This is a genomic window from Vibrio ordalii ATCC 33509 (assembly GCA_000257205.1).
GTDB classification, from domain to species: Bacteria; Pseudomonadota; Gammaproteobacteria; order Enterobacterales; family Vibrionaceae; genus Vibrio; species Vibrio ordalii.
The window spans coordinates 13,905-36,125 of record AEZC01000100.1 but is presented as its reverse complement, the minus strand read 5'-3'; the positions used below and the strand labels follow the sequence as shown (position 1 = coordinate 36,125).

General features: G+C 46.5%; 17 protein-coding genes. 6 read left to right on the top strand and 11 right to left on the bottom strand.

The annotated features are described in order from the left end of the window. Positions 1-110 precede the first annotated feature (110 nt). Positions 111-2,927, top strand: coding sequence for a glycoside hydrolase family 3 protein (locus tag VOR_RS0107265; protein ID WP_010319044.1), 2,817 nt, complete (start codon positions 111-113; stop codon positions 2,925-2,927). A gap of 355 nt (positions 2,928-3,282) precedes the next feature. Here VOR_RS0107265 and VOR_RS0107260 read toward each other — a convergent pair whose 3' ends face one another. From VOR_RS0107260 to VOR_RS0107250, 3 genes are all read right to left on the bottom strand, one after another. Beyond that, a complete protein-coding gene (locus VOR_RS0107260) occupies positions 3,283-3,960 on the bottom strand; it encodes a VC0807 family protein (protein WP_010319043.1) in 678 nt (225 codons plus the stop codon). Between the two features lie 370 nt (positions 3,961-4,330). After that, positions 4,331-4,585: a DUF1496 domain-containing protein gene (locus VOR_RS0107255; RefSeq protein ID WP_010319042.1), complete on the bottom strand. Its 255-nt coding sequence runs from the start codon at positions 4,583-4,585 to the stop codon at positions 4,331-4,333. A gap of 28 nt (positions 4,586-4,613) precedes the next feature. After that, positions 4,614-5,507, bottom strand: coding sequence for a 1-aminocyclopropane-1-carboxylate deaminase/D-cysteine desulfhydrase (locus VOR_RS0107250; protein WP_010319041.1), 894 nt, complete (start codon positions 5,505-5,507; stop codon positions 4,614-4,616). A 447-nt stretch (positions 5,508-5,954) separates the two neighbouring features. On the opposite strand from VOR_RS0107250, the gene psrA reads away from it, so the two are divergent. The 3 genes from psrA to fabV all read left to right on the top strand — a co-directional run bounded on the left by psrA (position 5,955) and on the right by fabV (position 10,299). Further along, positions 5,955-6,581, top strand: coding sequence for a TetR family transcriptional repressor PsrA (psrA, locus tag VOR_RS0107240; protein WP_010319039.1), 627 nt, complete (start codon positions 5,955-5,957; stop codon positions 6,579-6,581). 55 nt (positions 6,582-6,636) lie between these two features. Next, a complete protein-coding gene (locus VOR_RS0107235; protein WP_010319038.1) occupies positions 6,637-8,919 on the top strand; it encodes an acyl-CoA dehydrogenase in 2,283 nt (760 codons plus the stop codon). Between the two features lie 177 nt (positions 8,920-9,096). Then, a complete protein-coding gene (fabV, locus tag VOR_RS0107230; protein WP_010319037.1) occupies positions 9,097-10,299 on the top strand; it encodes an enoyl-ACP reductase FabV in 1,203 nt (400 codons plus the stop codon). 121 nt (positions 10,300-10,420) lie between these two features. Here the strand turns inward: fabV and VOR_RS0107225 are convergent, their stop codons facing one another. From VOR_RS0107225 to VOR_RS0107205, 5 genes are all read right to left on the bottom strand, one after another. Further along, positions 10,421-10,819 (bottom strand): 50S ribosomal protein L7ae, encoded by a 399-nt coding sequence (locus tag VOR_RS0107225; RefSeq protein ID WP_010319036.1) that lies wholly within the window; start codon positions 10,817-10,819, stop codon positions 10,421-10,423. A 329-nt stretch (positions 10,820-11,148) separates the two neighbouring features. After that, positions 11,149-11,331 carry a hypothetical protein gene (locus tag VOR_RS0107220; RefSeq protein WP_010319035.1) on the bottom strand — a complete coding sequence of 61 codons (183 nt, stop codon included), beginning with the start codon at positions 11,329-11,331 and terminating at the stop codon, positions 11,149-11,151. Positions 11,332-11,503: 172 nt separating this feature from the next. Next, entirely contained in the window at positions 11,504-12,499 is a 996-nt protein-coding gene (locus VOR_RS0107215; protein WP_010319034.1) for a J domain-containing protein, read from the bottom strand. A 121-nt stretch (positions 12,500-12,620) separates the two neighbouring features. Beyond that, the gene (locus VOR_RS0107210; protein ID WP_010319033.1) at positions 12,621-13,304 is read right to left on the bottom strand and encodes a DUF2786 domain-containing protein; all 684 of its coding nucleotides are present in this window, start codon (positions 13,302-13,304) and stop codon (positions 12,621-12,623) included. A gap of 127 nt (positions 13,305-13,431) precedes the next feature. Beyond that, positions 13,432-14,121: a DUF3334 family protein gene (locus tag VOR_RS0107205; protein WP_010319032.1), complete on the bottom strand. Its 690-nt coding sequence runs from the start codon at positions 14,119-14,121 to the stop codon at positions 13,432-13,434. Positions 14,122-14,396: 275 nt separating this feature from the next. On the opposite strand from VOR_RS0107205, the gene ydiJ reads away from it, so the two are divergent. Further along, entirely contained in the window at positions 14,397-17,432 is a 3,036-nt protein-coding gene (ydiJ, locus tag VOR_RS0107200; protein ID WP_010319031.1) for a D-2-hydroxyglutarate dehydrogenase YdiJ, read from the top strand. A 50-nt stretch (positions 17,433-17,482) separates the two neighbouring features. Then, positions 17,483-17,974 carry a methyltransferase family protein gene (locus tag VOR_RS0107195; protein ID WP_029626980.1) on the top strand — a complete coding sequence of 164 codons (492 nt, stop codon included), beginning with the start codon at positions 17,483-17,485 and terminating at the stop codon, positions 17,972-17,974. A gap of 140 nt (positions 17,975-18,114) precedes the next feature. Here the strand turns inward: VOR_RS0107195 and VOR_RS0107190 are convergent, their stop codons facing one another. The 3 genes from VOR_RS0107190 to hutU all read right to left on the bottom strand — a co-directional run bounded on the left by VOR_RS0107190 (position 18,115) and on the right by hutU (position 22,191). Then, the gene (locus VOR_RS0107190; protein ID WP_010319029.1) at positions 18,115-18,840 is read right to left on the bottom strand and encodes a DUF3581 domain-containing protein; all 726 of its coding nucleotides are present in this window, start codon (positions 18,838-18,840) and stop codon (positions 18,115-18,117) included. A 109-nt stretch (positions 18,841-18,949) separates the two neighbouring features. Further along, complete coding sequence (hutH, locus tag VOR_RS0107185) at positions 18,950-20,482, bottom strand: histidine ammonia-lyase (RefSeq protein ID WP_010319028.1); 1,533 nt, start codon at positions 20,480-20,482, stop codon at positions 18,950-18,952. A gap of 11 nt (positions 20,483-20,493) precedes the next feature. Beyond that, a complete protein-coding gene (hutU, locus tag VOR_RS0107180) occupies positions 20,494-22,191 on the bottom strand; it encodes a urocanate hydratase (RefSeq protein WP_010319027.1) in 1,698 nt (565 codons plus the stop codon). Positions 22,192-22,221: the final 30 nt, after the last annotated feature.

Sequence of the window (22,221 nt, the reverse complement as noted above, 5' to 3'; positions counted from 1 at the left end):
GGAATATTGGTAGAATTGCGCATTTGGCAAGCTTACACTGAAGCTCAATCAATGAGAATGCCGCAGGCAAAAATAAGGCCAAGATAAGGCAAAAAGAGGGCGATAAAGCGATGAGAAATCCAGCGATAGAAAAAGCGCAGCAAGCACTGGTGTCAGTGAGCCGACAAGCCGCGGCAGAAGGCATCGTCCTGCTGAAAAATGATGACCAAGCCCTACCGATTCAGCCATCGCAGGTGCTCTCCTTGTTTGGCCGTTGCCAGATAAATACCTATCGCAGCGGCACAGGTTCTGGCGGCGCGGTGAACGTGCCTTATGCAGTGAATGCATTGCAAGGTTTGCAAGCCAATCCGACTATTCAACTTAATACTTCGTTAGTCGCTCTGTATCAAGATTGGCTAGCCCACCATCCGTTTGATGATGGCGGCGGTGGCTGGGCGGCAGAGCCTTGGTTTCAACATGAAATGTCGCTGACCGATGAGGTCGTGGCGCAGGCTGCGTCGCAGTCAGACAAAGCGCTGGTGTTTATTGGCCGCACCGCCGGTGAAGATAAAGATTACGCCGATGAAGCAGGCAGCTACCGCTTAACGGAATTGGAAACGGACATGCTAACCAAAGTGTGCCGCCATTTCTCCTGTGTGATCGTGGTGATGAACGTCACCAACATTATCGATATGTCGTGGTTAACTCGCCTTGAAAACCATCACGCGATCAAAGCGGTACTCTATAGTTGGGCGGCGGGGATGGAAGGTGGTCATGCGCTGGCCGATGTGCTGTCTGGCGCTGTCTCACCCAGTGGCCGTTTGACTGATACCATCGCCCATCGTTTGCAAGATTACCCCTCTTCCGCCCATTTTGGCCGCAAAGATTTCAATCTCTACGCGGAAGATATTTACGTCGGCTATCGCTACTTTGAAACTTTTGCCCCAGAAGCGGTGCAGTTTGAATTTGGTGCAGGCTTATCCTACAGCCAATTTGAGCGCCGTTTGCTGCAGTGCTCGAGTGACGTGGCCGATGCTAGTGGCGATCTCACCAACGCCAAGTCGCTCTATTTTGAGATTGAAGTGCGCAACATCGGCCAGCAATTTAGCAGCAAAGAAGTGGTGCAGCTGTATGTTGAAGCGCCACAAGGCCAACTTGGCAAACCCGCCAGAGCGCTGTGTGGGTTTGCAAAAACCAGCGAGCTAGCGCCAAACGGCAGCGAAGTGGTACGCATCTGTGTGCCGGTGGCTTTGCTGGCATCGTTTGACGATAGCGGCGCGAGTGGCTACCCAAACAGTTATGTGCTTGAAGCAGGGCAGTATCATTTCTACCTTGGCGGCAGCGTGCGCCAAGCGCAGAAAATCGACACGACATGGTGGGTAGAGCAAACCACCTCACTGGAAACACTCAGTGAAGCCTGCGCGCCAGCCCGTCAGTTTGAACGCCTAGTGCCGGCCGAGCGCCAAGCCAATGGCGTCTATCAACCCCGCTATCAGCCTGTGCCATTGCGTACGGTGGATCTGGCGCAGCGAATCGAAGCGAATTTGCCGCCAACCTATGCGTTCACGGGCGATCAAGGCATTAAGCTGGCCGATGTCGCCCAAGGCCGCGCCAGCCTAGAAGCGTTTGTTGCCCAACTCACAGCTGAACAACTGGCCATTCTGGTGCGTGGTGAAGGCATGTGCAGCCCGAAAGTGACGCCGGGTACCGCCGCGGCGTTTGGTGGGGTATGCACTTCACTGTTTGAGTTTGGTATTCCGGTGGCCGCGGCGGCCGATGGCCCATCGGGCATTCGCATGGACAGTGGCCATCAAGCGACCCAAGTGCCAATTGGCACACTGCTCGCCTGCACGTGGAACACTGAGCTCAATCAACAGTTGTATTATTTGCTAGGCCAAGAGTTGCAAGCCTACCAAATCGACACCTTGCTCGGTCCGGGCATCAATATTCATCGCCACCCACTCAATGGCCGTAATTTCGAATATTTCTCGGAAGACCCACTGTTAACCGGTTGGATTGCGGCTGCGCAAACCACAGGCTTAAAACAAGCGGGTGTTTCCGGAACCATCAAACACTTTTCGGCCAACGATCAAGAAACCGCACGAGTGGATGTGGATAGCGTGATGTCGCAGCGCGCGCTGCGTGAAATCCACATCAAGCCATTTGAAATGGCGGTGAAGTATGGTCAGGCGTCCAGCATCATGACCGCTTACAATCCGGTCAACGGCCATTGGGCGGCGTCTAACTACGATCTCAACACCACCATTTTGCGTGGTGAATGGGGCTACACCGGCATTGTGATGACCGACTGGTGGGCGAAAATGAATCACCCCGTGGACGGGGGTGAAGAGAGTAAGCGCTTTACTGGCTATATGTTGCGAGCGCAAAACGATCTCTACATGGTGGTGGAAAACGACGCCGCAGAGCGCAACCCGATGGAAGACGACACCTTGCGCGCGTTAGCACAAGGCGATCTGACGCTCGGCGAGTTGCAGCGCAGCGCGATGAACATCTGCCGCTTTATTTTGCAATCGCCAGTGATGCAAAGGCCGCTGCAGGCGTATCAAGCGGTGAAGCCTTTTGTACAGCTAGCGGTTCAGGCGCGTCAAGCTGTTCCTGAATCGCCACCAATCTGCTTTGCGGATCAAACCATCGAGCTCAACAGCCAAACATCCAGCCAATGTTTGTTGCAGGTAGAACAAAGTGGCACCTACGTCTGCTTTGCTCAAATGGCTTACGATCGAGAAGCATTGGCGCAATCTTCTTGCAGTTTGAGTATCAATGGTGAGTTTGCCATGTCACTGCCGATCAATGGCACCAACGGGCAGAGTGTCAAAGTGGAAGGTCGAGCCATCTCTCTGTCATCGGGTGTTTACTGGCTAGAGAGCCAATTTGTGAAAAAAGGCGCAGTGTTGCAAACCTTACTCTTTGAGAGACAAGAAGAATAAGGCTGGTCAATTTGCGCTAAATTTAGCCATGATTTTTCTCTGTATTTGTGTGACTTGTTGCTTCAATCGATGGAACAAAGATCCTGCATCCATCGCTTTAATACGACGAGATTTAGCATTATTAAAAAGCCGCCTGAATTGGCGGCTAGGGTTGGATTCTCTATTTTAACTTGATGGCTGATCGCTATTACTACGCTGGAAAGCCATTGAGAGGCAGTCGTGTTTAATAGTTATAGTTCACCCAAAAACACTTGGCTTGCTTTAGTAAATTCACTATCGGTAAAGGTTAATTATACTGCCGAATTAGGTGTCTAACCTACACAGAAGCGATATTGTGACTCTTAAGCACGTTTTTTTAGCGTAAGAAATATTCTATTTTGTGGCCAGTAATAGCCGAGAGACTTTTGAATAAATAAAGAAGAGCTCCCATCATGATCAAGGTGACAGGAATGGAAATGACTGGGAAACTCAATGCCGTCATTTTGCCTATTTCTTCATTGAATGCTTCGGTTCCTGCTGGGCTAGTTACTATCCACTTTGCTAGCACATAGTTCAGTACCGCCGAGATAAAAAATGAAAAGGCGATCAGATAAGAGCCAAATTTCAACCTACGCTCAAATTCCGTCTGTTTTTGCTCACTGTCCAAAGCACCCTTTAGCTTGCTATGATCGATAATATCCTCATTAAGCAGCATTTTGCGCACCAACGGGTAGCCAATAAGGTTGCTCACTATGATGATCACGAAAATCAACCCAGGGATAGCCGCCTCTTTAATAGCAATGTAGGCAGGATCCAATTGCATCAAGCCAATGCCGCCTGTCAGTAATACGCTAATCATCCCAAGGGCGGAGTAGAAATTGATTTTACGCTCTTGGATAAAACTGACTAGGCCAAATAATAGTGGAAACGCCAATGCCGCTACTAGCGCCCAAGTTGGGCCAAGGTTATCTTCGCCACTCATTTTACTCAAAATAATCACTGGGATAATAATATTGACCAATACATTACTGAGTAAGTTTTTATTGGATTTCATGTAAAAGAGTCCTTTATTAATTCAGTGTTTAGTATACAAATGACTGGGTTTGACTCAAGTTTCTTACTCATGAGAGGCCGAGTTTATTGTAAGCAGTTGTTGAGTTGTATTTTCAATTCATTGAATCTAAATCCGTTTCCTTTCCCCTGCGCTTCTTCTCTCAATAAATTGCTAGGTGCATCGCCATGCAGCTTGGTGAATCCCCAATTTGTTATATCCATTATGAATGATGCATCAAACTCGCTTATCTCAACCGCAGTTGCGCCATCAAAGAGTCAGGTCTTGGCTGCGAGGGAGCAAAGCTGGGGCTAGACGAATATTTGGCAGTGAAATAGACACTAATGGGAGGCTTAAACTAACCTTTCTCTCACTATTTTTGTTGAGTCAGTAACACCCATCTTAAGGGGCCATTGGTTTCAAAATCATTAGCCTCTTGGCAGATCATATACAGCTCACCGACTTGAATCACTGCACCGATAGAATAAGCTTGGTCCTTATAATAGCAAACACGTTGCAAAGCTTTACCTTCAGTAGCTACCACAACCGGTAGCGAAGCGGTATTGATTACTTTCGTGTAGCCAAAGCTAGGAGCAATCAATAATAACCAAACACAGTACTTCAGCATGGTGTCTCTCCTATTTATAGTGAGGTAGTTAATCAAATTGCCGCTGATAGCGGGGCAGCATACTTTCATTGCCCAGTAACCCACCTTGATGAATATAAATCACCGTTTTTTCTGGATGAGCTTCCATCCAAGGTAACAAACATTGCCACATCATAGGGTCATACAACAGATCAAATTCCACATGAGTCTGCTCAAGTAGATTTTGCCACATCCGATAATCGGCTTCGTACAATCGTCCAAAGTGATGCTTTTTCTCTGTAGATATAATCGTAGGGTACTGGCGCTCTTCAAGCTCGTCAAATTGTTGGATGAGGTAGTCATTTCCCCCTACACAAGCACAGGTCAGAACCTCAATGCCGTGCGGTTTTAGATATTTTTGCAGGTAGATCGCAGTGGTTCCTGTCCCGGAGGGCAACGCAACGACGAATTGCGTTTTTGTCTCCATTCTCATCCAGTTGAGAATTTCTAGAGCCAGCTGCTTAATGCCTGTTTCGGCCATCTTTGAGCGACCGCCTTCCGGTACGACTAAGCATGAAGCATCAGGCTGGCGGATCGTATTAATATACTGCTCGGGGGGCATTATATTGATGGGGCTAACTTCGATGATGTGCGTTCCTAAATCCAGTGCACCACGATAGTTGCCAATCGGTCTTTGTTGTAGCCACGTTGGAATGTGGTCTACATAAAACTCAAATTTCCACCCTTTAATGAGTGCAAGAGCTGCCAGAGAATAGAGAGCATTCGACTGCGCCGAACCATAGCTGATTAAAGTGCTGATGCCGGGGAGATCGCTATCCAATAACGCCATGAACTTACGCGCTTTATTTCCGGAAAAATGGCTGTGAAGTTGATCATCACGTTTTAAATAGAAGCGGTTATTGGCAAAAGTATGTTGCGTTATGGGGGTGTCAGACAGTTTCATGATGATTTTCGAGCAGAAAAGGGCCGTAGTATATACTGACCTGAGTAAAAATTGCAGTGTTGGCCGATTTTATCGCTCGTCAGTTACTGCTTTGCCTCTCATGCGGCAAAAAAAAGCCCAGAGCAAAAGGCGCTGGGCGGATACAAATAAACATAGGAGTTAATAAGAAAAAGCAGCATATCGGTAGTTACAGTAAGAAGAAAAATTTGACGGCCTGTAAAATTCTTAATGCTCTGCTAACTACACTTATTGAGACTGAGCATTTCACAATCAGTTCCATCTTAAAGCTATTTTTTTCAATTTATTTTTAAAATATTTATCTTTCATTAGCTTACTTCTATTTTGCTCTTCAGCTCCGATCATTTCGTAAAAATGCGATGTTAATTGCTTGTTAATCAATTGTGTCGATAGTATATTTCAAACACCTGTTTGATACGAGTGATTGAAATGGCACCAAGAAGTAGTACCAAAGAAAAAATCCTAGATGTTGCAGAGGGATTGTTTGCTGAACATGGCTTCAACGATACATCGTTACGAGCTATCACCAGCAAAGCTGGAGTAAATCTAGCTTCGGTTAACTACCATTTTGGTGATAAGAAAACGTTAGTGCGGGCAGTGTTGAATCGTTATTTAGAAGCATTTATGCCGGCCGTTCAACAAGCGCTGCAGGAGTTAAACTCCCAAGATGAATATCAAATGTCTGAAGTGTTTGAGTCATTGCGTACACCATTACGTGCGTTGAATGATGTTAGGCCCAATGGTACCAGCCGTTTTATGTTGTTGATTGGTCGCGGCTATACCGATGTGCAAGGTCATTTACGTTGGTTTATCACCACACGCTACAGCGATGTATTGTCACTGTTTACTCAGTCAGTGATGAAGGCGAACCCAAAACTGACGCCTGAAACTCTATTCTGGCGTTTGCACTTCACGTTAGGCACGTGTGTTTTTACCATGGCGTCGAGCCAAGCATTGGCTGAGATTGCCGAAAGTGATTTTGGCAACCAAGTGGATGCCAAAGCCGTCGTCGACTTACTTATTCCTTATTTAGCCGCCGGCGTTGCGGCTGATTAACCCAATTAAATCTATTATAAGAAGTAACAATCCAAGCGAACAAAAGGATCTGATCATGAGCTCTCTACGAAGAAAATGGATAAGCGACCCCGCCTTTAAACTGTTTAAGCAAGTTTTGCCTCCGTTATCGGAGACAGAAAAAGAGGCGATGGAAGCGGGCAGCGTTTGGTGGGATGGTGAACTGTTTTCAGGTCGTCCAGACTTTACCAAGCTGCATCATTACCCAAAACCAACCTTGTCAGATGAAGAGCAATCTTTCATTGATAATGAGTTGGAAACGCTGCTGTCCATGTTAGATGACCATAAAATCGTGAAAGAAGATCGCGACTTGCCAGCGGAAGTGTGGACGTTTCTGCGTAAAGAGCGTTTCTTCTCTTTGATTATTTCAAAGGCCTACGGTGGTCGTGAATTTTCCGCACTCGCCAACTCCACCATAGTGTCACGGATTGCGACGCGCAGTATCAGTACCGCTGTTACAGTGATGGTGCCAAACTCGCTTGGCCCGGGAGAGCTCCTCTCTCACTACGGTACACAACAACAGAAAGACTACTGGCTTCCTCGCTTAGCTGACGGTACGGATATCCCTTGTTTTGCGCTGACCGGGCCAGAAGCAGGCTCCGATGCTGGCGGCATTCCTGATCAAGGCGTGGTGTGTTACGGCAAGCACGAGGGCAAAGAAGTCCTTGGGATTAAACTCAGTTGGAATAAGCGTTATATCACGCTGGCTCCGGTTGCAACTGTGCTAGGCCTAGCTTTCAAACTCAGTGATCCTGAAAAACTTCTAGGCGATAAGCTCGATATCGGTATTACCTGCGCGTTGATCCCTGCTAATCACAAAGGCGTGGAAATTGGCGAGCGACACGATCCACTCGGCCTTGCGTTTATGAACGGCCCAACGCGTGGTCAAGATGTTTTCATCCCGATGGATTGGCTCATCGGTGGTGCTGACTATGCGGGTAAAGGCTGGCGCATGCTGGTGGAATGTTTGTCGGCAGGGCGTGGTATTTCATTACCCGCACTTGGTACGGCGATTGGCCACTTAACTTCGCGTACGACAGGTGCATACGCTTATGTGCGCAAGCAATTTGGCATGTCGATTGGTAAATTTGAAGGGGTAGCTGAAGCACTGGGCCGTATCGGTGGCTTAACTTATTTGCTTGAAGCGACACGAACCTTAACCACGACCTCGCTCGATTTAAAAGAAAAACCGGGTATAGTGACCGCCATTGCCAAATACCATATGACAGAAATTGCGCGCACAATTTTAAATGATTCGATGGATATTCACTCAGGTAGAGCGATTCAAGATGGGCCAATGAACTACCTCGGAACACATTATCTCGGTATCCCGGTCGCAATTACGGTTGAAGGGGCCAATATCTTAACTCGCAATTTGATGATCTTTGGCCAAGGTGCCACTCGTTGTCACCCTTATGTTTTGAAAGAGATGGAAGCGGCGGCTAATCCTGATACAGAGCAAGGCGCGAAAGATTTCGATAAGCTGTTGTTTAAGCACATTAGCCACGCGACCAAAAATACCTTTGGGGCGCTCGGTGCTGCATTAACGGGTTCACGCTTTGTCAAAGCGCAGATGAGCGGCCCAACAAAAGCGTATTACCAACAGTTAACGCGCATTAGCCGAGCACTTGCCGTGAGTGCCGATTTCGCTATGTTGACGTTAGGTGGCGATCTTAAACGTAAAGAGATGATCTCAGCGCGTTTAGGTGATGGTTTGAGTTATCTGTACATGGCTTCAGCGACCTTAAAAAAGTATGAAGATGAAGGCCGCCAACAAACCGATTTAGATTACGTGCACTACGCGGTGCAATATTGTTTGTACCACGCCGCTAAATCTTTGCAAGAGGCGTACAGCAACTTCCCCAACAAAGTGGTTGGGCGCTTACTTAAAGTGTTGGTCTTCCCTTTGGGCAACCATTATGACAAACCTAGCGATGAGCTGTCGGTCAAACTGGCGGAAAGCTTAATGACTCCTGGAGCACATCGAGATCGTCTCACTCATCTTTGCTACATTGGGCCAGAGGAAGACGATAGCGTTGGCTTGATGGAAAAAGCGTTTTTGGCGATGTACGGTATCAGTACACTTGAGCGCAAGCTGTTCCGCGCGGTCAAAGAGGGTAAAATTGCGCGTAAAGGTGCCCTGACTGAGCGATTGGCTCAAGCTTTAAGCGAAAATGTGTTGACTCAAACTGAAGTGGACCAAATTTTGGCCGCAGATAAACTGCGTTATAAAGCGATTCAAGTTGACCACTTTAGCCATGACTTGAGCGAGGTGATGACCAATAAGCCGGGAAAGCCCAAGCTTAATCATGTCGCCTAGTCGCGAATATCGACACTAAAAGTGTAACCATATTTCAGGGCATCCTAGTCGGGTGCTCTGATTGTTTGAGCCACGAGAGATCCAACCACTTGCAATTTCTGCCTGTTTTTAAAGAAATAGGGTGAGATCTTCGAGCGAAACTTTTATCCTAGCGGAGATTTTTGAAGGAAGTTGAATATGATCATCAAACCTAAAATTCGTGGATTTATCTGTACGACAACGCACTCTGTGGGTTGTGAAGCTAATGTAAAAGAACAAATTGCTTACACCAAAGCACAAGGCCCTATCAAAAATGCACCGAAACGTGTACTTGTTGTAGGCTCATCCAGTGGCTATGGCCTTTCGTCTCGTATTACCGCCGCTTTTGGTGGCGGTGCTGCGACCATCGGTGTTTTCTTTGAAAAACCGGGCACGGATAAAAAACCAGGCACCGCCGGTTTTTATAACGCAGCCGCGTTTGACAAGCTTGCTCACGAGGCGGGTTTGTATGCTAAAAGCCTAAATGGTGATGCATTTTCTCACCAAGCAAAACAGAAATCGATCGAGCTAATCAAACAAGACTTAGGTCAAATTGATATGGTGGTTTACTCGCTTGCTTCACCAGTGCGTAAGTTACCTGAAACTGGCGAACTGATTCGCTCATCATTGAAACCGATTGGCCAAACATACACTGCGACAGCGGTTGATACCAATAAAGACATCATCATTGAAGCCAGTGTTGAACCTGCAACTGAGCAGGAAATTGCAGACACGGTAACGGTTATGGGCGGTCAAGATTGGGAGCTATGGATCCATGCACTTGCTGAAGCTGGCGTATTGGCCCAAGGGTGTAAAACCGTGGCTTATAGCTATATCGGTACTGAGCTAACTTGGCCAATCTATTGGGATGGTGCGCTAGGTAAAGCGAAGATGGATTTAGACCGCGCCGCATCGGCACTGAATGAACAGCTTTCTGTATTAGGCGGTACGGCTAATGTGGCCGTTCTTAAATCGGTTGTTACTCAAGCCAGTTCAGCTATTCCTGTTATGCCTCTTTACATCGCAATGGTGTTTAAGAAAATGCGTGAGCAAGGTGTACATGAAGGATGTATTGAACAGATCTATCGCATGTTTAGCCAACGTCTTTATAAAGAAGACGGTAGTGCGCCGGAAGTAGATGAGCAAAATCGTCTGCGTTTGGATGACTGGGAACTGCGTGAAGATATTCAAAAGCATTGCCGTGAGCTTTGGCCACAGATCACTACTGAAAACCTAAAAGAGCTGACGGATTACGTTGAATACAAAGAAGAATTCTTGAAGTTATTCGGTTTTGGTGTTGATGGCGTTGATTACGAAGCCGATGTCGATACTGAAGTGGCATTCGATGTAATTGATATCTAATCTATTGGTGTCACCGTGACACAATAAGATGTTCTAATCTCAAAGGTCTAGCCACAGTGCTAGGCCTTTGCTGTTATGGAGGGTAATACAGCATTATTCACCCTCAACAGCATTTTCTCGATCAATGAAACGGTTGCTGTTTCCCTGCAACAAAAAACACATCACAGTGGTGCTCGGCCGCTAATTGCTTGAGTAGGTGTTGGTTGATAGGCTCAATAGTATTTGACGCAATTACCGCACTGGCATTTCCCGAGCGGATAGCTTTAATCACAATCTCTAATTCCGATAAGGTTTGAGAGGGTTTCATGTGGATCACTCTGTCGCAATGTATATTGAAAGAAGCAAACTGTTCATACTGTGGTCGAGGACATTCAGAGGTGAATAAGATCCACTGCTGTTGATACTGGGATAGCTGAGCAAGCTTTGACATCATGGCTTGTTCAATCGTATTTACTGAGCGATGGGCATTAGCCAAAGGGTACTGAGCTGATCGTTGAGAAGCGAAATTTACTTGAAGCATAACACTGTCCTTTCATACATGCTGTATGTGTATACAGTATTTGAGTTGTAGATACTGATCAAGTTTTTTTTGCTGAATTTATCAGCATAACCAAGCTTGAATTCGTTAGATTTTGTTTTAATTTATTGATTAATAATGATTTTTAGCAAAAAATCAAATTATTCAAAGATAAAGCGCCATTGTCTGTTTTGTGATCAATGTAAGTATCCTAGTAACAGTGTCTCGCCACTAATTAGATAAGTTATCATAGTCGCTGAAATGGGTGTGCTTCAAAAATAGGCAGTAAAAAAGCGCCGTGTTGGCGCTTTTTCATGTATAGCTATTGATGCCTAATGTGACAGTGACTGTCGATCTCGAAATGCTTGCTCTGCAATATTAAACTGCCTGACATCCATGCGCGCAAACTCATTGCAACTTTCGCATGAGTGATGCGATTTCCCATCAATATATTCGTGTTTTATTAATAGCTTTGGTTGTTTACACCAATCGCAAATACCTTCAATCGTAAACATGTTTTCTCCCCACCTAGAAGATTTAGGTGTAATTTTCGCGGCGCATTATCCCATATAAAAGAGAATTAAGTTAACTATTTGTTACTTTAAGTGAGATGGAGATCGATTGCGTTGCCTATCTTTAGCAAGTGTTTTAACCGCGAGCGGTAATATTCTGCATTAAAAATAACATTTACTTAACGTGAGGCAGGATGATTTTTAACGCACCATTGAGTCGCTTCATTTCTTCTTGTGAGCCTTGAAGATCTGGGTGGTATATTTTACACAGTTGTTTGTAGCGAAGCTTGATGCTTTTTTCATCGGGAAGTTCACTGGGTTTAAAGCCAAATAATGCGCAGGCTAATAGTAATTTTTGATCCTGAGACTGGGCCACATGATTGTTTTGCAGTCTTTTGATCTCTTTGAATAAGCTTTCAAGCTGCCTTTTTTGCTGTTTGATTATAAAGGCCTGCGATTCGATTTCCTGTCGGTGTTGACTATTTTTATCGTGTTGTTGGGTCTTACGTTTTCGGCTCCAGAAGCGGAAAAGATAGATAAGCATCAAAAGGAGTAACATCAGCAGCAACAGAGATAAGTAATCCGTCATGATAGAGCTTGTCGAGTCGCGATCAACGGGTGCAGTGCCGGCCACCATGTCAGCTTCATCGCTGTTGTCAAAAGCGCTGTCTAATTGACTGATAGAGGAGACTTGCTTTGCACGTTGTTGATTGAATTTTTCTTGCAATACACGCTCATAACCGTCTTCGGCTTGGCTACTCTTATCTGCCGCAATGCGATACCACACTTCTGACAATTCTAACGCAGAGGGTGGCGAAGGGAGTGTTTCGTAAGTTCTAGCGAGTTGTAATTGAGCATTCACATCACCGCTAGTGGCTAAGTCGGTCAGCCAAAATAGAGCTTGAGGGATGTCTTTTGGAGTTCCTTGTCCCTTTAAATAGAGATTGGCTAGCCTGGATTTGGCTAAGGGGTGTCCGTTCTGTGCCGCTTGCTGAAACCAATAAAACGCATTGTTTAGGTTAACAGCAACTTTGTCCCCTTGCTGATAAGCCAGCGCCAATTGATATTGTGCATTTGAGTTTTGTTGCTGAGCTTGGGCAGTTAGCTCAGCAACAGGAGAGGCCAGTACTAATGAGGAGAAAAGCAGGTATAAACTAAGGACAACTCTCAAATTCTCACCATGTTTTGTGGGGCTAATTTCTGTTCAAATAGTAGCGCATTTCTATCGAATGCACAGAGCAGAATAGCGCATTAATGGCTATCTAAGACGAATGGTTACCTAAGACGAATGGTTATCTAAGACGTTTTGGAGCAGGAGCACCATCAATCGGTCGATTTACAGATACTTTACGGCCTTTTTTTAACCCAGTCTCATAATCCGCGGTAATATTTTTCATGGCATCACGCAGCTGCTGCTTGAAGGTTTCACGGTCAATATTTTGAAACTCTTTATCAATGTAATTATTGATTTTGTTATTGGATTCATCATCAGCGGTGATCACTGGAAGCTTCTCTAATGCCCCTTCAATCCAACCCGAAACGAACGAATTGACCCGTCGTGTAACCTCCGTACTGGAAGTGCCACTGCCCGCGAAACTGTTTCTAAATTGGCCTGTGTGCTCGTTCATTTCTCGGTAAATGATATCAAAAGCGAATGCGGCAAAAATAGCGCGATCGGCCTCACCAATAAACTCAACACGTTTGAGTCCTTTATGATTGAGTAGCACCGCTTCTACACCAAACTTAGTATTGATACCGCGGATCACTCGCAGTAGTGATGAGGTGATGGATGCGGGGAGTAAATGGGTTGATTGGGTTTTGCCCATCTTGATAAATTCGATGTCATCTTTATCAAGTCCATACTTTAGCATCAGGCTATGCGCCATCTTGATGGCATTGGCCGCTTCATTCACATTCGCGGAATTACCAAGTTCAAGACATTTAGCGATCTTCTTTAGAGCTTTCTGTTTATCCATTAATTCGCAAATACAATTCTACAACTTCAGAAAAGTCCGACATTTTAGCGGTTTTATGCGGGAAGTGAAAGCGAAGTGGAGAATCGCTGCCCAAAATCAGGCAGCGAGTCGAGAGGAAGCTGGTGGTTTAAATACCAAGTTCATCCAATAGGTCTGTTGTTACATTATCATCACTGTTGTTTTGCTTGTCATTTTTGTCTTTGGCAGACAATTGTTGCTGAGCTGCTTCTAAAATTGAATCAGGGCTTTCATCTTCTTGAACTTCAAATTCTTCAAGTTGGATGAATTCGGTTTTATCCATTGCCAGTTCAAGATAGAAAATATTATTACTTTCTGTCGAGAAGGTGACTCGGCGTGCTTGTGGACGGTCTAAATTGGTATCCACCGACAAAATCACCTGTTTGTTGAGTGATAACATCTTCGGTTGGTTTTGGGTAATGTTAGTTTGTAACTCCTTGCGGATTTTATTTGTAAAATCGCCTACGAGCTGGTTCATCAATTCGCCCAGTACGTCGCCCACTTCGTCAGAAGTATGCAGCACGGCTAGCTCTTCTTCTGGCATTCCCATATTGCGCATGTAACTGGTGTAAATTTCCAGTGCAGCCTTGGCGGTAAAGTTGATAACAACGAGCCCAGAGAAGCCACCATCAAACAAAACGAAACAGCCGAAATCTGGCTTCAGTGACGTTTTATTGATTTTTTGCACCATCGCTGAATAAGCAATGTTGGTCGCCGTTGCAGAACTGAGCACTCCTGACACTGATTGACAAAGCTTAAGCAAAATATCTTCAGTGGTAACAATCTTGTTTTTTTTCATTCTGATATCCGTAATGTGCATTGCAGTTTAAAAGCGGTGTTTAACTTTCTATATCGACATATAAAGCATAAAGCGTTATTTAACTATATATAGCTAAAATGTTGTGTACAGGAAAAATATTGTATTAATGACTTTTTCGCTAGATTCATTCTTGCATTGAGATTCTGATTTGATCACCTTTTTAAATGTTGTAAAGTGACGAAATTCAAAGATTAATATCAAAATAACCATTAACCCACAGCTGATTGGATCAGCGCAGTAGGGGCAGGAAGCAAATGTTACCAAGACTTCATCACCAAACGGACGTCGATCCCGTCGTTTTGAGCTTTTTACAACAACTCGAAAATCAAGGATTTAGCGGCGATATCGAATCACAATACTCTAGCCGACTTGCTGTTGCGACTGACAACAGTGTTTATCAGCAATTGCCCCAAGCCGTCGTGCATCCCAAATCAACTCATGACGTAGCACTTATTGGTAAGATTAGCTCAAAACCAGAATTTGAGAGAGTCACTTTTTCACCGCGAGGCGGCGGCACTGGCACTAATGGCCAATCACTAACCAAAGGTATTGTGGTTGATTTATCTCGTTATATGAACCAAGTACTTGAAATCAATGCTGATAAAGGTTGGGTAAGAGTACAAGCTGGCGTGGTAAAAGACCAATTAAATGATGCGGTCAGACCATTGGGTTATTTTTTCTCACCGGATCTTTCGACCAGTAACCGAGCCACACTTGGTGGCATGATCAATACCGATGCGTCAGGGCAGGGCTCTTTAAAATATGGCAAAACGTCGGATCATGTTCTGTCTCTGCAAGCTGTTTTTGCCGATGGTTCGGTACTTGAATCGGATCTCTCATTAGGCTTGCCTGAAAGTGGTACTTTTGCTGCGAACGCGTTGCAAGTGACCGAAGCGGTATGCCGTGACAAGCGTGAACAAATTGTGGCGAAATTTCCACCTCTTAACCGCTTTCTGACGGGCTACGATCTTAAAAATGCGCTTGATGAAGAACGTGATCACTTTAATCTCACTCGGGTACTTTGTGGCGCAGAAGGCTCTTTGGTCTTCATCACAGAAGCAACCTTGAATCTGACGCCTATCCCCCAAGCTCGCACCTTAGTCAATGTGAAGTACAACAGCTTTGATTCAGCACTGCGTAATGCACCTTTGATGGTAGAAGCCAGTGCTTTATCGGTTGAAACCGTTGATTCCAAAGTATTAAATTTAGCTAAGCAAGATATTGTTTGGCATAGCGTCAGCGAGTTATTAGCGGATGTTCCGGGCAAAGAGATGCAAGGCATCAACATGGTCGAATACGCAGGCCAAAGCGAGCAAGAGGTCGCCGCTCAGGTCGCTTCATTGACGCAGCGTCTTGATCAGATGCTTGAGCAAGAACAAGCGGGCATCATTGGCTATCAAGTGTGCAGTGATTTGGCGAGCATTAACCTGATTTACAACATGCGCAAAAAAGCGGTGGGATTATTAGGGGCGGCCAAAGGCAAGGCTAAACCTGTTGCTTTTGCTGAAGATACTTGTGTTCCGCCGCAACACTTGGCTGATTTTATTAGCGAATTCCGTACCTTGCTGGATAGTAAAAATCTCAGTTATGGCATGTTTGGCCACGTGGATGCCGGCGTGTTGCATGTGCGCCCTGCTTTGGATTTGTGTGACCCACAGCAAGAGCTTCTGATGCATGAAGTGTCTGATGATGTGGTCAAACTGGTGGCAAAATATGGCGGTTTAATGTGGGGCGAACATGGCAAAGGTTATCGCTCCGAATATGGCCCCGCGTTTTTTGGTGAGGAGCTATTTACTGAATTACGACGCGTTAAAGCAGCCTTTGACCCGCACAATAAAATGAACCCCGGCAAAATATGTACGCCACTTGAGACCAATTTTGAATTGGTCAAAGTCACGGACACCAAACGCGGCTATTTTGATCGTCAAATCGATGTGAAGGTCCGTGACAGTTTCAAACAGGCGATGGAGTGTAATGGTAACGGTTTATGCTTTAACTATGACACCAGTTCGCCGATGTGCCCGTCGATGAAAGTCACGGCGGATCGTCGTCACTCACCGAAAGGCCGCGCCGGTTTGGTGCGTGAATGGTTACGCCAACTTACCGAGCAGGGTGTGGATATTCTCGATCTAGAGAAGCAAGTGTTGGAGTCAAACCCAACCATCAAAACCATGATTGATCGCGTGCGTAACTCTTTCAATAAATCGCGCGAGTACGATTTTTCACATGAAGTGTATGAAGCGATGAATGGCTGTTTGGCGTGTAAAGCGTGTGCCAGCCAATGCCCAATCAAAGTCGATGTGCCGAGTTTTCGCTCTCGTTTTTTAAATATCTACTACTCACGTTATCAGCGTCCGGCTAAGGATTATCTCGTCGCGAATATTGAAACGCTTTTGCCGGTCATGGCAAAGGCACCGCAAGTGGTGAACGGGGTGTTGGCTCAGAAATGGGTACAAAGCCTCACCGCTTCAACCGTTGGCTACGTTGATGCGCCCTTGCTTTCGGTGCCGACGTTGGCAAAGCGTGTCGCAGGCCAAGTGGTGAAATTTGATATGCAGCGCCTCGCTGGGCTGTCACAGCAAGATCGCGCTGAACATGTGATTATCGTCCAAGACCCATTTACCAGTTATTACGATGCTGAGGTGGTTGAAGATTTCGTACAATTGCTGATCAAATTAGGCAAAAATCCGATACTGTTGCCATTCAAACCCAATGGTAAAGCGCAGCATATCAAAGGATTTTTAAAGCAATTCACAGCCACTGCGAAAAACACCGCTGCGTTTTTGTCACAAGTGGCGGATCTCAACATTCCGATGGTCGGTGTCGATCCAGCGTTAGTGCTTTGCTACCGTGATGAGTACAACGAAATTCTTGGCGATAAGCGCGGTGAGTTTGATGTACTGACCGTTCATGAGTGGCTGTTGCCACGTTTGTTGGAATTTAACCATCATCAGACCCTCAGTGACGCGCCTTGGTATCTGTTTGCTCATTGCACGGAAAAAACCAAACTACCGAATGCAGAAAAAGAGTGGGGCGCGATATTTAGTCATTTTGGTTCTCAGTTAAAAACGGTGCCAGTCGGTTGTTGTGGTATGGCCGGAACCTTTGGCCACGAACAGGATAAGCTGGAGATGTCGAAAGATATTTATGGCTTAAGTTGGAAGCCAAGTTTAGAAAAACTGCCCAAAGAACGTTGCTTGATCACAGGGTATTCCTGCCGCAGTCAAGTGAAACGATTTGAACAGGTAAAACCAAAGCATCCGTTACAGGCTTTACTGGCATTGTTGTAAACCCTAAGCCCAGACCTTACTGGGCTTTTTACTATACTGTCGATATTGGTTTGGAGCGAAGTACAGTCAGGTGGAGCAGCATGGAAAAATTTGAACTGAAAATACCCCCAGTGGCGATATTCATCGTGGCGCTACTGTTAATGCATCGTGTCTCATACAGTTTTGAGTTTGCAAGCCTCGCTTTACCTGCGCCTCGAGTGGTCTTTGCGATTTGCTTTGTTTTATCTGGCATCGTTGGTTTACTCGGGATTTACGAATTTCGCCGCAAGAAAACCACGGTCAATCCAACCAAACCAGAAACAACATCGTGCATTGTCGACAGTGGTATCTACCGTTATTCGCGTAATCCGATGTATCTGGGGCTCTTTTTGCTGTTGTTTGGCGTGGCATACTGGCAAAACAATGGGTTGAGCCTCGTGGTCGCATTTTTATTTGTGTGGTTTATGAATCGTTTTCAGATTTATCCAGAAGAGCGAGTGCTGGAAGCGCGTTTTGGCGAAGAGTATGTCGATTACAAGCAGCGTGTTAGGCGCTGGATATAGTTGAATATCGTAAGACATTCGAAATCAAAAGCCCCGCAAGAATAGCGGGGCGAAATCTACACAACGAACATGGTTCTAGACAACAAACATGGTTCTAGATAATGGGCAAAAGAGCTCAAGCCATAGTGAAAATAATACGGTTAGGCTGCTTTTGAAACTTGAGCTAAAAACATCTCTTTACGTTCATTGAAGCGATTAACCAAGTCATCTACTGCTTCTTGGTCATAAGGTTTCAGGCCACTGGCTACCATGCGCTTCACCCCTTTCCCTACGATTTGACCGTTTTCTTTAAAGGCAAAGTTAAGCGTGACAATGCCACGTTTACCGTCAACATCAAACGTCGCACCAGAAAACTCAACTTCAGGTGAAGTGAGGTCTAAACGTTCAAATTCCACTTCCATGCTTTCATAGATGACTAATGGGCGCTGGCAGTTAATCATCATTTGCGCTTCTTCCATCAATGGCACCATGATGTGCGGGAAGTTCATACCAGAAAACTGCACATAGTTCGTCACAACGTGTTCGATAAATGCAGTGTTGTGGCTTACTTGGCCTTCACGGCTCATGTGTAGATACTCTTTGCCGGCAGTATCGACAAGAGCGCTCTCTTTCATACACTTATTTTCAATGTGCAGTGCAATGCCATCGCTGACCATGCCTGAAAAATCAAAACGCATCTTTTGGCTAATGCCTTCTTTTTGCAGCAATACTGCAAAGAGCAAATCGCCCGGAACACAGAAACGCTTGCTGTCTTCGTCGTGGATTGGGTTGAAATCTCCCGCCACTTTTTTAGCAAAGTGACTCGCTTGTTGGCGAGTGAACTGGAATTTTTGATCTTGATGAGAGAAATAAGATGTAAGAGACATAATGTACGCTGTATAGCCAAAACTGACGCGATTATAAGTCAACTCCACTCGATGAATGGTCCAATCAGTAAAAAGAGCCTCACAGAGAGCGAGGCTCAATAGCGTAATATTATAAGCTAGGGAGAAGATTTTCCGGCATGAGAGAGTTATGTACCGCCAGTTCTAGCAAGGTATTGGCTTGTTCAATGTCTGGCGAGAAGTAGCGATCCTTATCGTAAAACGAAACTTTTTTACGCAGGATTTGTTTCGCTTGTTCGACCAATGCGGAGGATTTATTGGGCGCTCTGAAATCGAGCCCCTGCGCGGCAGAAAGATACTCGACCGCTAAAATACCACGCGTGTTTTCGCTCATATCACGCAGACGACGACCAGCAAACGTTGCCATCGACACGTGATCTTCTTGGTTGGCTGAAGTGGGTAAGCTGTCAACCGAAGCCGGGTGGGCGAGCGTTTTATTTTCACTGGCTAGCGCTGCCGCCGTCACTTGCGCAATCATAAAGCCAGAGTTAACGCCACCGTTGTCCACTAAAAATGGCGGAAGCTTGCTGAGCGCGCTGTCAATCAAAAGTGCCATGCGTCGTTCTGACAAACTGCCGATTTCGGCAATTGCTAGCGCCAAGTTATCCGCAGCCATCGCGACGGGCTCTGCATGGAAATTACCGCCAGAGATGATGTCGCCATCGTCTGCAAACACCAGAGGGTTGTCGGAAACGGCATTGGCTTCCACTTCTAGCGTTTCAGCCGAATTGCGAATTTGCTGTAAGCACGCGCCCATCACTTGTGGTTGGCAACGCAGTGAATACGGATCTTGTACTTTTTCACATGCGGTGTGGGATTCACCAATCTCGCTGCGGCTGTCAAGTACGTGGCGATAAGCGCTGGCGGCATCCATTTGCGCGCGATGGCCGCGAACGCGATGAATGCGCGGATCAAACGGGCGGCGACTGCCCAGCGCCGCTTCGACCGACATCGAACCACACACAATGGCGGAGGCAAATAAGTCTTCTGCGGCAAATAACCCCTCTAGTGCAAATGCGGTAGAAGCTTGTGTGCCATTGAGCAGCGCGAGCCCCTCTTTTGGCGCTAAAGTAATAGGAGTTAGCCCTGCGATTTTCAACGCGTCCAGCCCAGAGATGATTTCGCCGTTGTGGCGAGCTTGCCCTTCGCCGAGCAGTACCGTACTCATGTGTGCTAAAGGCGCTAAATCACCCGATGCGCCAACCGATCCCTTTTGCGGAACACAGGGGTAGACTTGGTGATTAACTAACGCCATCAAGGCGTTGATCACCTCAAGTCGAATACCAGAATACCCACGGGAAAGGCTATTAATTTTGAGTACCATCATCAAGCGAACGGTTTCATCCGCCATGAATTTACCAATGCCCGCAGCGTGTGAAAGCACGATGCTGCGCTGCAAGGTTTCTAAATCTTCAGGGGCAATTTTGGTATTGGCAAGTAGGCCAAACCCCGTGTTGATACCATAAACAGTACGATTTTCGGCAATCACCTGCTCAACGACTTGTTTACTTGCTTCAATACCTGCTATCGCGCTGGAGTCGAGTGATACGGTGACCGGCTTTCGGCTGACTTGACGCAGTGCTTTTAAGCTCAATTGGCCCGGTTTAATAACAAGATTTAACATGTTTTTTGTCCTTACTTCAGTTGCGCGAGTTCATGGTTGAGCATTGGCAGGTCGAGCTTTTGTTCTTTAGCGCAGCGTTTCGCAATGTCATAACCTGCATCAGCATGGCGCATGACACCCGTGGCTGGGTCGTTATGTAAAACACGTGCAATACGTTGTGCTGCGTCATCTGAACCATCGCAGCAGATCACCATGCCAGAGTGCTGAGAAAAGCCCATACCTACGCCACCGCCGTGGTGAAGTGACACCCAAGTTGCGCCACCGGCGGTATTGAGCAGTGCGTTGAGCAGCGGCCAATCGGAAACAGCGTCTGAGCCATCTAGCATACCTTCAGTTTCACGGTTTGGGCTTGCTACCGAGCCGGAATCTAAATGGTCGCGACCAATCACGACTGGCGCTTTTAACTCGCCACTTTTCACCATCGCGTTAAAGGCTTGGCCTAAACGTTCGCGATCTTTCAAACCCACCCAGCAGATGCGAGCTGGTAGGCCTTGGAATTGAATGCGTTCGCGCGCCATGTCTAGCCAGTTATGTAGATGGGGGTTATCAGGGATTAACTCTTTCACTTTTTGGTCGGTTTTATAAATGTCTTCGGGATCGCCAGACAGGGCGACCCAGCGAAAAGGTCCAATCCCCTCACAAAATAGCGGGCGAATGTAGGCTGGCACGAATCCTGGGAAGTCAAAAGCGTTTGCCACTCCTTCTTCGAGAGCCATTTGGCGGATGTTGTTGCCGTAGTCGAGTGTGGCAGCGCCGCGTTTTTGCAGCGTTAACATCGCTTGAACTTGGACGGCCATCGATGCTTTGGCCGCCTTGACCACCTGGCTTTCATCTTGAGTGCGCATTTGAGCGGCGTGTTCCATACTCCAATTTAAGGGTAAATAACCATTGAGTGGGTCATGGGCCGAGGTTTGGTCTGTCACCACATCGGGGGTGATATTACGCTCAACTAGCTGTGGAAAAATATCAGCGGCATTACCTAACAAACCGACAGAAATCGGTGTCTCCGAGCTATCGATCATCGCTAAGGCTTGATCTAAGCTGGTGGCTTTTTTATCGACATAACCAGTGCGTAAACGGTAGTCGATGCGCGATTCATCACACTCGACCGCAATCATGGAAAACCCAGCCATGGTTGCCGCTAATGGCTGAGCGCCGCCCATGCCACCCAAGCCACCAGTCAACACCCAGCGGCCTTTTGCGTTACCTGCAAAATGCTGTCTAGCGATGGCGACGAAGGTTTCGTAAGTACCTTGTACAATGCCTTGTGAGCCGATGTAGATCCATGAGCCCGCCGTCATTTGACCGTACATCATCAACCCCTGCTTATCGAGCTCATTAAAGTGCTCCCAGTTGGCCCAGTGCGGCACAAGGTTTGAGTTGGCAATCAGCACACGTGGTGCATTTTTGTGCGTCGGGAAAACGCCGACAGGTTTGCCTGATTGAACCAAGAGCGTTTGATCCTCTTCAAGGCGTTCAAGCACTTCAACAATTTTATCAAAGCACGGCCAATTTCGCGCCGCGCGGCCAATGCCACCATACACCACAAGTGCATGTGGGTGCTCTGCAACGTCTGGGTCAAGGTTGTTCATGAGCATGCGCAGTGGCGCTTCGGTTAACCACGATTTGGCTCGAAGTGTTGTGCCGTGAGGGGCGCGAATGGTGCGCGTGGTATCAAGACGTTGCTCTTGAGTATGGGGTTGCGTCATGTTGAGACTCCTTGTATTTCACAATGTGGC

Bases quoted from the DNA above. Each gene is read 5' to 3' on its own strand.
- VOR_RS0107265 (WP_010319044.1), top strand. From the start codon at position 111: ATGAGAAATCCAGCGATAGAAAAAGCGCAGCAAGCACTGGTGTCAGTG.
- VOR_RS0107260 (WP_010319043.1), bottom strand. From the start codon at position 3,960: ATGAAATCCAATAAAAACTTACTCAGTAATGTATTGGTCAATATTATT.
- VOR_RS0107255 (WP_010319042.1), bottom strand. From the start codon at position 4,585: ATGCTGAAGTACTGTGTTTGGTTATTATTGATTGCTCCTAGCTTTGGC.
- VOR_RS0107250 (WP_010319041.1), bottom strand. From the start codon at position 5,507: ATGAAACTGTCTGACACCCCCATAACGCAACATACTTTTGCCAATAAC.
- psrA (WP_010319039.1), top strand. From the start codon at position 5,955: ATGGCACCAAGAAGTAGTACCAAAGAAAAAATCCTAGATGTTGCAGAG.
- VOR_RS0107235 (WP_010319038.1), top strand. From the start codon at position 6,637: ATGAGCTCTCTACGAAGAAAATGGATAAGCGACCCCGCCTTTAAACTG.
- fabV (WP_010319037.1), top strand. From the start codon at position 9,097: ATGATCATCAAACCTAAAATTCGTGGATTTATCTGTACGACAACGCAC.
- VOR_RS0107225 (WP_010319036.1), bottom strand. From the start codon at position 10,819: ATGCTTCAAGTAAATTTCGCTTCTCAACGATCAGCTCAGTACCCTTTG.
- VOR_RS0107220 (WP_010319035.1), bottom strand. From the start codon at position 11,331: ATGTTTACGATTGAAGGTATTTGCGATTGGTGTAAACAACCAAAGCTA.
- VOR_RS0107210 (WP_010319033.1), bottom strand. From the start codon at position 13,304: ATGGATAAACAGAAAGCTCTAAAGAAGATCGCTAAATGTCTTGAACTT.
- VOR_RS0107205 (WP_010319032.1), bottom strand. From the start codon at position 14,121: ATGAAAAAAAACAAGATTGTTACCACTGAAGATATTTTGCTTAAGCTT.
- ydiJ (WP_010319031.1), top strand. From the start codon at position 14,397: ATGTTACCAAGACTTCATCACCAAACGGACGTCGATCCCGTCGTTTTG.
- VOR_RS0107190 (WP_010319029.1), bottom strand. From the start codon at position 18,840: ATGTCTCTTACATCTTATTTCTCTCATCAAGATCAAAAATTCCAGTTC.
- hutH (WP_010319028.1), bottom strand. From the start codon at position 20,482: ATGTTAAATCTTGTTATTAAACCGGGCCAATTGAGCTTAAAAGCACTG.
- hutU (WP_010319027.1), bottom strand. From the start codon at position 22,191: ATGACGCAACCCCATACTCAAGAGCAACGTCTTGATACCACGCGCACC.